The 12,999-nt window shown below is 44.2% G+C and carries 13 protein-coding genes; 5 read left to right on the forward strand and 8 right to left on the reverse strand.

What is annotated here, in order from left to right:
- Positions 1–56: 56 nt before the first annotated feature.
- On the reverse strand, positions 57–683 hold the full coding sequence (locus tag ACQY73_RS06785; protein ID WP_428663251.1) for a WbqC family protein: 627 nt from the start codon (positions 681–683) through the stop codon (positions 57–59).
- 172 nt (positions 684–855) lie between these two features.
- On the reverse strand, positions 856–1,623 hold the full coding sequence (locus tag ACQY73_RS06790) for a creatininase family protein (RefSeq protein WP_428663254.1): 768 nt from the start codon (positions 1,621–1,623) through the stop codon (positions 856–858).
- A 270-nt stretch (positions 1,624–1,893) separates the two neighbouring features.
- On the opposite strand from ACQY73_RS06790, the gene ACQY73_RS06795 reads away from it, so the two are divergent.
- Complete coding sequence (locus tag ACQY73_RS06795) at positions 1,894–2,751, forward strand: lysophospholipid acyltransferase family protein (RefSeq protein ID WP_428663256.1); 858 nt, start codon at positions 1,894–1,896, stop codon at positions 2,749–2,751.
- 31 nt (positions 2,752–2,782) lie between these two features.
- On the opposite strand, the gene ACQY73_RS06800 is transcribed toward ACQY73_RS06795, so the two are convergent.
- Both ACQY73_RS06800 and ACQY73_RS06805 read right to left on the reverse strand, forming a co-directional pair.
- Complete coding sequence (locus ACQY73_RS06800) at positions 2,783–3,679, reverse strand: LysR family transcriptional regulator (RefSeq protein WP_428663258.1); 897 nt, start codon at positions 3,677–3,679, stop codon at positions 2,783–2,785.
- 31 nt (positions 3,680–3,710) lie between these two features.
- On the reverse strand, positions 3,711–4,487 hold the full coding sequence (locus tag ACQY73_RS06805) for an IS5 family transposase (protein WP_428660136.1): 777 nt from the start codon (positions 4,485–4,487) through the stop codon (positions 3,711–3,713).
- A gap of 297 nt (positions 4,488–4,784) precedes the next feature.
- Here ACQY73_RS06805 and ACQY73_RS06810 point away from each other — a divergent pair, with 297 nt between their 5' ends.
- Positions 4,785–5,273, forward strand: a complete 489-nt coding sequence (locus tag ACQY73_RS06810) for a GNAT family N-acetyltransferase (RefSeq protein WP_428663260.1) — start codon at positions 4,785–4,787, stop codon at positions 5,271–5,273.
- Between the two features lie 2 nt (positions 5,274–5,275).
- Complete coding sequence (locus ACQY73_RS06815) at positions 5,276–6,283, forward strand: GNAT family N-acetyltransferase (RefSeq protein ID WP_428663262.1); 1,008 nt, start codon at positions 5,276–5,278, stop codon at positions 6,281–6,283.
- A 218-nt stretch (positions 6,284–6,501) separates the two neighbouring features.
- On the opposite strand, the gene ACQY73_RS06820 is transcribed toward ACQY73_RS06815, so the two are convergent.
- Positions 6,502–7,209, reverse strand: coding sequence for an XRE family transcriptional regulator (locus ACQY73_RS06820; protein WP_428663265.1), 708 nt, complete (start codon positions 7,207–7,209; stop codon positions 6,502–6,504).
- A gap of 119 nt (positions 7,210–7,328) precedes the next feature.
- Between ACQY73_RS06820 and ACQY73_RS06825 the strand changes: the two genes are divergently transcribed.
- Together ACQY73_RS06825 and ACQY73_RS06830 are read left to right on the forward strand one after the other, a co-directional pair.
- Positions 7,329–7,745: a LexA family protein gene (locus ACQY73_RS06825; RefSeq protein ID WP_428663268.1), complete on the forward strand. Its 417-nt coding sequence runs from the start codon at positions 7,329–7,331 to the stop codon at positions 7,743–7,745.
- Between the two features lies 1 nt (position 7,746).
- Positions 7,747–9,051, forward strand: a complete 1,305-nt coding sequence (locus ACQY73_RS06830) for a Y-family DNA polymerase (protein ID WP_428663270.1) — start codon at positions 7,747–7,749, stop codon at positions 9,049–9,051.
- 250 nt (positions 9,052–9,301) lie between these two features.
- On the opposite strand, the gene ACQY73_RS06835 is transcribed toward ACQY73_RS06830, so the two are convergent.
- The 3 genes from ACQY73_RS06835 to ACQY73_RS06845 all read right to left on the reverse strand — a co-directional run bounded on the left by ACQY73_RS06835 (position 9,302) and on the right by ACQY73_RS06845 (position 12,882).
- Positions 9,302–10,828, reverse strand: a complete 1,527-nt coding sequence (locus ACQY73_RS06835) for a Do family serine endopeptidase (protein WP_428663272.1) — start codon at positions 10,826–10,828, stop codon at positions 9,302–9,304.
- 126 nt (positions 10,829–10,954) lie between these two features.
- Positions 10,955–12,211: a sensor histidine kinase gene (locus tag ACQY73_RS06840; protein WP_428663275.1), complete on the reverse strand. Its 1,257-nt coding sequence runs from the start codon at positions 12,209–12,211 to the stop codon at positions 10,955–10,957.
- The gene (locus ACQY73_RS06845; protein WP_428668429.1) at positions 12,208–12,882 is read right to left on the reverse strand and encodes a response regulator transcription factor; all 675 of its coding nucleotides are present in this window, start codon (positions 12,880–12,882) and stop codon (positions 12,208–12,210) included. The genes ACQY73_RS06840 and ACQY73_RS06845 overlap by 4 nt, the downstream gene beginning before the upstream one ends.
- Positions 12,883–12,999: the final 117 nt, after the last annotated feature.

The following is a 12,999-nucleotide window of genomic DNA, read 5'->3' on the forward strand; positions in this document are numbered from 1 at the left end:
GAGGAGTATAGCTAACTGATGTATCAACTTCTTAACGAATAAACCCCCTACTTCGTTCAATATACGATTACAGACCGCTTTAGGATGTTTGTGGCCTCCGCACCCTGACACATCAGCAAGTCGATCACGCTTAAATTCGGAACAAATTCATTCCCGAAGTTTTGATGATAAACAACAGGGTTATATAAATTGTTGTGCCTGTACTCTTTTTTGGGATGAATCACCGAAAGCCCGTCATATTGGCCGCTTTCCACCTCCGGGAGGTATGTTTCCGTCAGCCTAATTGTCGGACGAATTCGTAACAGTTTCAGACAGATTGTCAGCAGTTCCCAATTCAGATCAAATAAGAAAAGGGGCTTTTTCTGAAAAATTCGTTCAAAATCCGTACCAAAATACTCAAAATAAGGAGCTTTGCCGTAAGCGGCTACAATGGCTCCCCAATGCCGTTTTACCCACGCTTGTGAATAATCAATTTTTACTTCTTTAATGGGGATTTTTATTCCCGAATGTACTACCGGAACAATCAGTGTATCTACACCGTTGGCGGTCAGGATATGGCAGCGATTTCGATACGTTTGTTTTAAGAAATGTTCGTGCGCTTCAATATCTACCTCTCCGTATTTTAACAAACAAGCAAAGTACTCTAATGAGGGCAAGTACTGTAATTCTATTCTGGCCGACAAATTGGTTTATGAATGAGTGATTATGTAAATAAAGTAATTTGCACGATAGTATCAAAAAAATTATAAAAAAATTTTACAGAGCCCCCCTCAGAGATACAAAAAATGAGGAAAGTACAAATTTTAAAAAATTTAATCAAGGCCGTTTATATCCTTTTCGGTAAAACAAATACCCTTATTCATAAAGTTGATTCAGGTCAGCATCGGCCAGATCGGTGAAAAATCGGGCCAACTTTTGGGTCAGGTCTTCGTAGAAACGCGCTCCTTTTTCGGCGGTCGCTTTTTTAGGATTGCCCACACCGGTATCTTCCGTCACCTGACTCCATTTACGCTCGGCCCACGCCCACCCTTCGCGCATGGCGTTGATCTTTGTTTTTTTTGCATATCCTTCTCCCGCTTCGTCCAAGGGTAAAACCAAGTCGGGACGCAGGTGCAGCATCAGGCTGCTTTCGGTTTCGTCGGCATGATCACCTACGTTATCAAAATAGGCTGTGCTGTCCAAGGCTCGAAACCAAAAGCAGGTGCTTATCCACAGATCGGGGAAGTGAGCGCCTACTTCGCGAATTATTTGTTTGAAATCATTGCCTCCGTGGCTGTTGAAAACCAGCAGTTTTTTGATCCCGCTTCTTGAAACGACTTCAGCTAAATCACGCAGAATGGCCATTTGTGTACTTGGGTACAGGTTCATGCACAGTTTGATGTCGGTTTGTCCTGTATTGACCCCGAAAGGAACTACCGGTAAAACCAACACTTTGCGGCCTGCTTCCCACGCTAAACGCGCGGCTTCGGCAGCAAGGGCATCGGCTTCGTAATTGTCGGTTGCGTAGGGCAAGTGGTAGTTGTGGGCTTCGGTGGCCCCCCACGGCAAAACGGCTACATCGTATTGCGTATCTTTTACAGTTTTCCAGTTGGTTTCGGCAAGGAGGTAAGGACGAGGAGACATAAGAACGCTGATTAATATGATCTTTATGATTAAAAATTATGTTCTTTTTTTAATACTGAGCCCTTCATTTTAGAATATTACTCTGAAAATCAGACAATTACTAAAGCAATTAAAATTCAGCTTTGACATTTAATGACGGCTTCTCTCTTAAGAAGTAAAATACATTGCTTGATTTACTAATTTTGCCCGCTGAAATTCAATCTTTTCAAGAGGTTTCCCTTGTGATTTTTCCACCCATCGCAATTCGGCAATCGTAAATTACAAAATCAGATGTGGCTTTTGGGCTGGCTGGGGCGTTTGCCTTTGGCATTTTTATATAAATTATCAGACGTTTTTTACGTATTGATCTATTACGTGGTTCGCTACCGAAGAAAACTCGTTACCAAACATTTACAGGAGTCTTTCCCGGAGAAGTCTCTACAGGAAATACGGAAAATACGAAAAGATTTTTATCAATTACTGGCTGACTTATTTGTTGAAACCCTGAAGCTTCCTTATTTAAGTGCACAGGAAATTCAGGAACGCGTACAGATCGAGAATTTTGAATTGCCCAAGGGTTATATCGACAAAGGCCAATCTTTTCTTTCGTTCAGCGCCCACATCGCCAACTGGGAATGGGTACCCGGCTCCCTGACCACGCGTGGCATCCCCGTGGATGTGGTGTATAAAAACCTGACCAGCAAGCAGTCCGACGAATTCATGGTCAAGGTGCGCTCTTCGTTTGGTGTTTATCCCATTCCGATGCAGCGCCTGATGCGTGAGGTTGTTGCACGCCGAAAAATCATCCGCACCACCGGATTGGTAGCCGACCAATCACCCCACGAACCCGAACACGCGCATTGGCTACCGTTTTTAAACCGCGAAACGGGCTTTTTTCCGGGAACGGAAAAAATAGCCCGTACCACAAAAATGCCCGTTGTATTTGGCGAAATGTACCGAACAGGTCGCGGGTATTATATTGTCCGTTTTCACTCAGTAGCCGAGCCTCCTTACGATCATTTACCTGAGGGTGCCATTACTGATTCCTACAAAAACTTATTGGAAGCCGCCATTAAAAGGCACCCCGCCGAATGGCTTTGGTCACATAACCGTTGGAAGCATAAAAAGGAAAAATTTGTAAAATCGTAGAGACGTAAGATTCTGTCGTTTATATAGGGTTTTACAATTCATCCAACGACAGTTTTTTCACTGCTGCCTGAGCGATTTCCCGTAAATGAGGCAACACCGAATTGTTATCATCGGAACGCCAAATGAGATATAACTGCGTTACGGTTGGTAATTTCATAAAACGAACTCCCAACGCAGATGCTCCTTCCCGATAGGAGATCGGCAGCACTGCCAATCCCAGTTTTTTTTCTACCAGTCGCAAAATTGTTGCACCGTAATTTGAATGATAGACCACTTTCGGGCGAAATCCTTTTTCTTCAAAAATGCCGTGTAAAATTTTTCCGTAATGAATATCCGCGTTGAGCTTTGGCAAAATAAATTCTGCCGTTCGACATTGGCTGATGTCTTCAAAATTGGAAGCATTGAGTGGATAGTCATTAGGGACTACCAGCGCAAAATGTTCTTCAAACAATAATTCCGTAGAAAAACGGGGATTAACATTATTATCCCGCGTAAAACCTACATCGATCTCATAATTTTTCAGGGCATCCATCAATTCTATTTCGGTTGTTTCGGTCAATTGGACATTAACATCCGGAAATCGCTCGTGCATCATGGCCAGGGTTTCGGGCAAAATGGAATACAATGCCGAGCCGGGATGTCCCATTCTGATCTTACCCACCGCTCCCTGATGAATACGACGTGTTTGTTCAGTGATGTAGGTCAATTGATGTTGTAAACGGCTGATCTCATCCCGAAAATAACTTCCGGCGGCAGTCAGTTTTACATTCCGCTTGTCACGTTCAAACAGCAAAACGCCTAATTCTTCTTCCAACTGCTGAATTTGACGACTCAATGCGGGTTGAACGATAAACAATTTTTCGGCAGCTCGCGAAAAGTGCAGTTCTTCAGCGACGCCCAGAAAATACGTAAGTTGACGAATATCCATTAGAATACTACCCTAAGAGCGTGTTGGGAAATTATGTTTGGTTTTTTGGCTTAATTCGTTGCAGCATCAGTTGAATGTTGGCTAAAAGTAGCCATCCAACCGAAGAAGATAGTGTATACTCGTAATCTTTGACGATCCGCCGAAAAAAATTTGTCCAAGCAATGCTCCGTTCTACCACCCAACGCTTGGCTACAGGTACAAATCCCTGAGCTGATTCAGGACGAGAAGCCCGCTCAAAATCAATGTCCCAACTGGCCAGAGCTTTTGCAAAAACACCGCCGTATGGACCATCGCCAAAGACCTTCTCAACCCGATCACCATACCACAATATATCACTCACCAAGGCTAATGCGGCAGGGCCATCTGCGTCATTGGCAGCGTGTACATGAGCGGCCCATAAGCGACCACCTGTATCGACCAATAACTGGCGCTTGCGTCCATTGACTTTCTTATGTGGGTCAAGACCTCGATATTCACAGATCATAGGAGCTAGCTTAACACTTTGACTATCAACACAAAATACGGATGGATATGCTTCACGTTTTTCCTGTTTTCGATCCAGTTGGTTCAATTCTCGATTGATTCGTTCAAGTGTCCCATCCGTTTTCCAGCAGTTAAAATAATAATAAACGGCCTGCCAATGCGGGTATTCATCAGGCAAATTTCTCCATTGGCATCCCGTACGCAATAGCCATAAAATCGCATTCATTACTTGGCATAAATCAAGTTTTCGTTTGCGTTTAAGGGGTAAAAAGTGCGATATTGCAGCCCACTGAGAGTCGGTCAGTTTAGAAAACTGTTTGGTCATTTCTTTGCATTTTGGTCGATACAAAGATGATACGACTCTCAGCCTTTATCAATTCCCAAACACGTTCTAAACATTAACCGAATCAATTTTTGTCTTATCTGTCTACTTATACAAATTAAGCATAAATCAGTAAAAAAATAGCATTTCTGATTATTAAAAGCCTTTCGTTACTTTGTTCATCGTACTAAAGTATCCAATACGATTTTTAGTTGTCTTTATGAGAATATAACCTCTCCGCTTTTGTGGGGAGGTTTGTTGTCACTACCGGCTTAGCAACCCATCCATAACACTACTACCATGATTCAGATTGCCCATTACCGTAAAGAACACCAACAGTCAATTATTGATTTGATCTTAGGAATTCAGCAAAATGAGTTCAACATTCCCATTACGTTGGCCGATCAACCCGATCTGTTGACAATTCCTTCTTTTTATTGCCAAAACAAAGGCGCTTTTTGGGTGGCCTTAAACGGTGAACAGGTCGTGGGCACGATTGCTCTCATTGATATCGGCGACCACATGGGTGCCATTCGTAAGATGTTTGTTCACCGGGATTTTCGAGGGAAAGAACTCGGCATTGCTTCGCTGCTTTTGAATGCAATGCTCAAACATTGCCGTCAGCACGGATTGGCTTCTATTTATTTAGGAACCCTTCCACGGCTACAGGCTGCTATGCGTTTTTATGAAAAAAACGGGTTTGTACAATTGCCGAAATCTACGCTACCGCATCAATTTCCTGCTATGACGCTTGATACTGTGTTTTACGAATACAAAATTGCCGGATAATAATGGAATTAGCTAAACCCACAATTACGATTCGTACTGAATTCCACGCCGAATCTGACATAGATAAAGTAGTTGAATTGCATGACACGATCTATCGCCGGGAATTCGATTTTGGCGGTGCTGTTTTCACGAATTATGTACGGGAAGGATTACAGGAATTTGCGCAGCAATACAACCCCTCAAAAGACTGCGTTTGGCTCTGTGAGATCGACGGAAAACTTGTGGGTTCTTTGTTCTTAATGTATCGCGGCAAAGCTGCCCAGCTACGTTATTTTCTGATTCGTTCAGATCATCGAGGCACAGGTCTTGGAAAAAAACTGATGACTTCGTTTATGAAAACGCTGAATGAACGCGGTTATCATTCGGCCTATTTATGGACGGTCAAAGGACTTGCCGAAGCCGCTCATTTATATACACGTTATGGTTTTGAATTGACTGAGGATAAAGCTACCACCACGTTTGGTGTTGCCCTTACGGAACAACGCTACGATTTGGTTTTACCGCAAATTCGAGCGGCTCAACCGTCGGATGCTATTGCGTTGCGAGATTTGATGGAAAGAACCTTCATTGATACGTATGCAGTTTTCAACACGCCCGAAAATATGCAAATGCACGTATCCTCACAATTTGGGTTAACAAAAGTGCAACAGGAACTGTGCGAAGAAGATGTTCATTATTTGGTGGTCGAAAAAGATAAAGCACTTATCGGTTTTGCCAAACTCGTCAGTAATCATCAACCGGAAGCATTGAAGGGACAAAAAGCGGTGGAAATTGCGCGGATCTATGTAGCAAAAGAGTATCATGGACAACAGTTGGGCACTCAACTCATGCAGGACTGTTTGAAGTCGGCAAAAAATAATAACGCAGAGGTGGTTTGGTTGGGTGTTTGGGAGCATAATCCCAAAGCCATTCGTTTCTACGAAAAAATGGGCTTCCAATGCTTTGGAGAGCATGTTTTTACCTTGGGAGCTGAAGTCCAAAATGATTTTCTGATGAAGAAGAAATTGTAAGTGTGCCGGCGGTTTCTCAAAACCGCCGGCACATCACGTGATGCAGGTTTTGAGAAACCTGCATTGAGATTGCTCACAACCTCGTGAAAACAATCAATCGAACACTAAGCAATCCGGTCGCTTTGGGTTGTGAGCAACCCACCCGGCGGTTTTGAGAAACCGCCGTCACCACGTCACCATAATTGATGCAGGTTTTGAGAAACTTGCACCACACTAAATCATACAGTCGGAAATTCTGAATCAAAATAGCCCGCAAAGCGCCACAATTCCTGAATTTCTTCTCGACGAACAGGATAAGGGGCATATCTTTCATTGAGCGATTTGAGTACCAATACCCCTTTATCTTCCAGGTAGTTAAATACTTTTTTCAACACTACCCCTTCGTCTCTGGTCACGACCAAACAAATCGTGCCGTTTTTAACGCCGTCCCATTGGTCAATGTATTCTCCAAACACCACCGAACCTTCACGCAACGGCGGCATGGAATCTCCTTCGTAGGGAAAAGCACGGTATTTGCGGTCACGCGACAGGAAAGGCACCTGAAACGCCGGCAAACGATTAATGTAATCAATATCACCATAGCCTTCGGCGTAGCCTCCCAAAGCACGAATGGGTACGAATTCAATGTTTTCGCGGTTTTGCGGATCAACGGTCGTTACCAACACCCGCAGTTCGCTGTTCAACGATAGTGGACGAGTATCGTTTCGTAAATCCTTGCGTAAAAATCCGTCAATGGTAATGTTAAAAAACGTAGCCAAGCGAATCAGATCTCCAAAACTCGGCTCAGCCCGACCCAATTCATACGCCGCTAAAGTGGACTTTTTTATCCCTAACTCATCGGCCAAACGCTGTTGAGATACCTTTCCGTCCAATTTGCTACGTAAAAAAGAAAGGTTTTGAGCAAAATTATTCACTTTTTCTTGCATGGAATTTAAATTTCGAGTAATTTTTGCAACTAAAATACATTATTATTAACCAATAAACAAATAAAATAGCCATTTAAGCCTTTATATTCCAATTAAACATCCCTAACTAATTGCTGCTCATGAACTTTTATTTTCCCACTATTTTCATCCCTCTGGTCAGTTCCACGGTTTCAGCCGGTTTTCCTTCTCCTGCCGACGATTATACCGAGCTTTCGCTGGACCTTAACACGCACCTCATTGAACACCCTTACACTACGTTCTGCATTCGAGTGCGGGGCAATTCGATGGAAGGTGCCCGCGTGTACGACGGCGATATGTTGTTGGTCGACCGTTCGATCATTGCTCAAAGCGGCAATGTTGTGATCGGGGCTCTCGACGGCGAATTTACGGTCAAACGATTGCGCATGGAACAGGGGAAAACGTTTTTATTGGCCGAACATCCTTCCTATGATCCTATCCCGGTCACAGAGGAAAATGATTTTAAAATTTGGGGCGTCGTAACGTACATCATTCATAAAACACACAAATTATTATAAGATGTATGCACTTATCGACTGTAACAATTTTTACGCTTCCTGCGAGCGTGTTTTTCGGCCCGATCTGGACAAAAAGCCAATCGTCGTTTTGTCAAACAATGATGGCTGTGTCATTGCCCGTTCCGAAGAAGCTAAAAAGTTAAATATCCCTATGGGTGTGCCTTTGTTCCAAATCGAACCATTGATTAAAAAGCATAACGTAGCGGTATTTTCCTCGAATTACGCGCTTTATGGCGACCTTTCCAACCGTGTTATGCAAAGTCTTCATCAGCTTGTACCGCAAATTGAGGTTTATTCCATTGATGAAGCTTTTCTGGATCTGCGGCAGATGCCTTACCATGACCTGTACGCTTTTGGGCAACTGATCCGTCAAAAAATCAAACAATGGACAGGCATTCCGATTTCGATAGGTATAGCACCGACAAAGACGCTTGCCAAAGTGGCAAATCGATACGTGAAAGCGCATTGTAGTGATGAAGGTGTTTTTATCATCGAAGACGAACCCACCGCCGATATAGCCCTTTCCGGTACACCTATCGAAGAGGTATGGGGTGTAGGAAGACGTTATGCGCGCTTTTTGACCGGGCACGAAATTCATACCGCTTTCGACCTCGTGCAAATGCCCGATTCGTGGATACAAAAGCACCTCAAGATCGTAGGTTTGCGCATGGTGCGCGAATTGCGCGGCGAGGTTTGCTATGGCTTAGACCTTGAACCTCATCCCAAAAAAGGTATTTGTGTTTCACGCTCTTTTCAACACACTGTGACCGACCTGCTGCCCATTCAGGAAGCCGTCGCAACCTTTGCCTCACGTTGCGGCGAGAAGCTCCGCAAACAAAAAAGTGTCGCGAATTTATTGCATCTGTTTTTGTTTACCAATCCGCACCGAGAGCAAGACCCACAGTATTTCGGCTCCAAAGTGCTTCAGTTTCCCATCGCCACCAACAGCAGTTTTGACCTGGTCGAAATGGCGCTAAGGGCCTTAAAACTCTTGTTCAAAGAAGGGTATCGGTACAAAAAAGCGGGGATCATGGTGAGTGGAATTGTTCCGGAGAACAATATTCAAACTACTTTATTTGACTTGGGTGAATCCAAAAGAATCAAAGATCATCGCGTTTTTAAGGCCGTCGATGCGCTGAATCGTAAACTGGGACGCGATAAAATACGCATTGCGACCCAAGGGAGTGGATTAACAACTCATCAGGCTTTTCGTTCTCCCTGTTACACCACGCGTTGGGAAGACCTGTTGGTCATTGATGAAAGAATAGATTATCGGGGAAGATCAATCAAAAAACTTTATAAATGAGAAGATGAGGTATATTATTTTATTGCCGGACGTAACGCTGAAAGTTGCTACAAACAGGTAGTGCCTACGGCACAAAAACGCCATGTAGTGTCGAAACGCTTACGCAACTATCCATATATCTAAACGTGCGCTTTTAAAAGTCATTTCATTCCGGATTTATTTTCTGTTTTAACTAAAAACAGAAAAGCACTCAGCAGGGTGCCGAGTGCTTTTACTACCTATATACAGCCATGAATTAACGTTGTGTTACCTACACGTTAAATCCGAAAGTGAAATTGTCGGCAGGCGCATCGGAATAAATTCCTTCAATTTGTACTCTTGCGCCTTTTTTTCCTTCAATTGCCTTTTTAAATTCCTGTACTGAATGAATGGGTTTATCGTTCAACTTAGTGATGATAAATCCTTCCTGAACACCCGCCCGAGAAAATTTACCCGGCTCTAAAGCACCTACTTTGGCGCCGCCTTCTACCCCACTTTGTTTCAATAATGCTTTTTCGCGGGGGCTCAAATCGTTGAGCTGTACGCCAAGGTCACCTAAAAGCATTTCGGCACTGTCGAGTTTAAGCAATTGGCTGCCACCGTCACGGTTTTTCAATTTTACCATCACATCTTTGGTAGTTCCGCCACGACTCAGGGTCAGTGTTACGGATTCGCCGGGTTGTTTGCGACCGATTTGCTCCTGCAATTGCGGTACGGCATTTACACTCACACCGTCTACTTTCAAGATCACATCGCCTTCTTTGATGCCGGCTTCTTTGGCCGCGCTGTTGGGCGAGAATGATTTTACGTACACGCCGTAGGTTTCTTTGACGCCGTATTCTTCGGCTTTTTTGCTGTCAAGTTCATCAAGCATGATGCCCAGATAACCACGTTGTACGTTGCCGTATTTCACCAAGTCACCTGCTACTTTTTTTACCAGATTGGAAGGAACGGCAAAGGCATAACCGGCAAAACTTCCCGTTGGACTCGCAATCGCGGTGTTGATTCCAATGAGTTCACCTTTTAAATTCACCAACGCACCGCCACTGTTACCGGGGTTTACGACCGCATCGGTTTGAATGAACGACTCCAACGGAGAATCGATCTTAGGCGCAGGGCCATCAAAGTTTCCTCTTTGTTTTTGACCGATAATACCTAAACCACGGCCTTTCGCACTTACAATACCCGTTGTTACGGTCGACTCAAGGTTGAAGGGGTTGCCCACCGCTACTACCCACTCTCCCACTCTGGCGGCGTCGGAATTACCGAACGTCAGCGCAGGCAAATTGTTGGCAGGAATCTGAATAACAGCCAAGTCGGTCGAAGGGTCTGTTCCGATCACTTTGGCTTTGTAAGTGTGTTTGTCGCTCAACACTACTTCCAATTCTTCCGCACCTTCTACCACATGGTTGTTGGTAACGATGTAACCATCGGGGCTGATAATTACCCCCGAGCCTGAAGCCTGTTGTTTCTGAGGTCCTTGCGGCGATTGTGGTACTCGGTCTCCAAAAAACTCTCTGAATTCTTCAGGAATTTGCATTTGTTGAGAATTTCCTCGACTTACTTTCATGGTTGAAGTGATGTGGACAACGGCGGGCATTGATACATCAGCCGCGTAAGTAAAGTCTCCGGGAACACCCGACGGATTGCCGGCAGAGGTCAATTTGTTTAAAGAAACGGCGGGGGCTTCTTTAAACACAACGTCTTTTTCTGAATGGTTGAGAAGCTGAATCGCTCCTGCTGAAAGTGCCCCTGAAATTAATCCAACCAGGGCAAGTTGATTCCAATTTTGACTCATGGCATTTTACAGTTTTAGTGTTCTTAAAATTAGTTTGTAATCATGCTGCGTATGATTTACGATACAAGATTACGACCCAATTATGTAGAGATTCTGTAGAATACCGGTGCGAGTTGTTAACAAATGTTAAAAGAAATGTATGCTGAGAATATGCCACCCTTCCTGATAATCATAATTGGCTTTAAACCCATAATTATCAGCAATTTGCCTGACCAATGCCAAACCCAGCCCCACTGAATCGGAGCGCGTCGAGCCTTTACTGAAACGTTCCCAAAGTTGGGAGATGGGCACCGAAGGCGGCAAACCCTTATTCAAAATCTCCAGTTTTCGGGAAGTAAGCACTATGCGAATACTGCCCGACGGAGTATTGTGTTTAAGGGCATTGCCTAATAAATTATTCAGTAAAACATCAGCTAAAAAAGCATTCATTTTGAGCCGAACGTCGGGCGCAATTTCTGTCGTCAGGGCAATGCCTTTATCGCGGATCAGGGCTTCCCAAAGATTGACTTTTTCGTTCAGCAGTTCACTTATGTTTAGTTCTTCCTCTTCCGAGAATTGCCGATTTTCAATTTTGGTCAACAACACCAACGTCTGGTTCATCTTTGACAAATTACCGACCGTTTCGATCAAATGCCCGATTCTTTCCATTTGTTCTTCGGTCAGATTGGGTGCCTGAATGAGCATTTCGAGGTTAGAGTTAATGACTGCCAAAGGTGTTTGCAGTTCATGCGAGGCATTTTCGGTAAAGGTTTTGAGGCTTTGATAATCGCGACGCAATTGATCGGTCAGTTGTTTCAAACTGGCTTGCAGCGTCTGAAATTCGTTGATGCTCGTCCGCCTGAAACGCAATGATTCCGGCTGCCCCAACTGAAAAGTGCGCAGCGTGGCAAGGGTTTGATAAAAAGGTTGCCATAGGCTATTGGATAATTGATAATTGATGATCAGAAGTAAACCCATCAACAGCAATGTCAGGCCGGAAAAGGCCAACAGCAACGCTTGGGTCAGGTTATGGGTTTCATACATGGCCTTGCGAATATTCACCTGATAGTAGCCGTTGAAGGTACCTATCCCAAAACTCAACTGTCGATACGCTAAATACTCTTTATTGACCGGACTATATAATATGGTATCGCTCATCTGCATCGGCACAGGTGGGTGCATGCGAACAGCCCACAAACTATCTGAGATCGAGAACCAACGACGCGGCAGGATGCCCACTTGGCCTACATAATTTTCAACCTGTTCTTTTTCGTGCAGTAATTGGTCGGAGGCTTCATTGTCCATTATTTTTTTCAGGAAAAAGAAGCAACTCACACCCCCCAACGCCGAAGCGAGGACACAGGCGAGCAAAAACGAACGGGTGGCTTTGTTGATGAGTGTCATTGGGCAAATTTATATCCTACTCCGTAAATGGTTTGAATGTAGTCCGGGCAACCATATTCTGTCAATTTTTTACGGAGGTTTTTCATGTGTGAATACAGAAAATCAAAACTGTTTGCCTGATCGATCTCATCTCCGTATAAGTGCTCCGAAATAGCTCCTTTGCTTAATACCCGATTGGCGTTGACGACCAAGTACATCAACAGATCATATTCTTTACGCGTCAAGACAACCTCTTTGCCTTTTACCCAAACCTCTTTTGAATCAGGAATGATCTTAATTTCACCAAACGTAATTTCCCTGTTTCCGGAAAATTGCCGCCGCCGAATGACCGATTTCAGGCGCGCGTTCAGTTCTGAAAGGTGAAACGGTTTGGTCAGATAGTCATCGGCTCCCAGTTCCAGTCCGTAAATTTTATCATCCAATGCATTTTTGGCCGACACAATGATAATGCCCGCCTGCGATTGCTGCTTTTTGAGCATATCCACTAAGTCAAGTCCCGAACCACCCGGCAGCATAATATCCACCAACACGCAGTCGTAGTCATACACTCCGATCTTTTCTTCCGCCGCCGGCACCGTCGAAACCCACTCGCAAACGTGGCCTTCGCCGGTGAGGTATTCGCGCATGGTATGGGCGAGTGATTCTTCGTCTTCGATGATCAAAATTTTCATAGTCATCCACAAATCTATTGTTCGAATCTGTAGGAATTCCGGACCGCTAACGTCGGCGAGGTTTTGAACCTCGCCGACGTTTTTCGCCATATTTTAATTACAATCTTCCCTACTGTT

Origin of the sequence: Runella sp. (genome assembly GCF_965279615.1) — a bacterium.
Classification (GTDB): Bacteria; Bacteroidota; Bacteroidia; order Cytophagales; family Spirosomataceae; genus Runella.

What these genes read in the sequence shown, in the direction of transcription:
- ACQY73_RS06790 (WP_428663254.1), bottom strand. Translation starts at nt 1,623, where the DNA reads ATGTCTCCTCGTCCTTACCTCCTTGCCGAAACCAACTGGAAAACTGTA.
- ACQY73_RS06795 (WP_428663256.1), top strand. Translation starts at nt 1,894, where the DNA reads ATGTGGCTTTTGGGCTGGCTGGGGCGTTTGCCTTTGGCATTTTTATAT.
- ACQY73_RS06800 (WP_428663258.1), bottom strand. Translation starts at nt 3,679, where the DNA reads ATGGATATTCGTCAACTTACGTATTTTCTGGGCGTCGCTGAAGAACTG.
- ACQY73_RS06805 (WP_428660136.1), bottom strand. Translation starts at nt 4,487, where the DNA reads ATGACCAAACAGTTTTCTAAACTGACCGACTCTCAGTGGGCTGCAATA.
- ACQY73_RS06810 (WP_428663260.1), top strand. Translation starts at nt 4,785, where the DNA reads ATGATTCAGATTGCCCATTACCGTAAAGAACACCAACAGTCAATTATT.
- ACQY73_RS06815 (WP_428663262.1), top strand. Translation starts at nt 5,276, where the DNA reads ATGGAATTAGCTAAACCCACAATTACGATTCGTACTGAATTCCACGCC.
- ACQY73_RS06820 (WP_428663265.1), bottom strand. Translation starts at nt 7,209, where the DNA reads ATGCAAGAAAAAGTGAATAATTTTGCTCAAAACCTTTCTTTTTTACGT.
- ACQY73_RS06825 (WP_428663268.1), top strand. Translation starts at nt 7,329, where the DNA reads ATGAACTTTTATTTTCCCACTATTTTCATCCCTCTGGTCAGTTCCACG.
- ACQY73_RS06830 (WP_428663270.1), top strand. Translation starts at nt 7,747, where the DNA reads ATGTATGCACTTATCGACTGTAACAATTTTTACGCTTCCTGCGAGCGT.
- ACQY73_RS06835 (WP_428663272.1), bottom strand. Translation starts at nt 10,828, where the DNA reads ATGAGTCAAAATTGGAATCAACTTGCCCTGGTTGGATTAATTTCAGGG.
- ACQY73_RS06840 (WP_428663275.1), bottom strand. Translation starts at nt 12,211, where the DNA reads ATGACACTCATCAACAAAGCCACCCGTTCGTTTTTGCTCGCCTGTGTC.
- ACQY73_RS06845 (WP_428668429.1), bottom strand. Translation starts at nt 12,882, where the DNA reads ATGAAAATTTTGATCATCGAAGACGAAGAATCACTCGCCCATACCATG.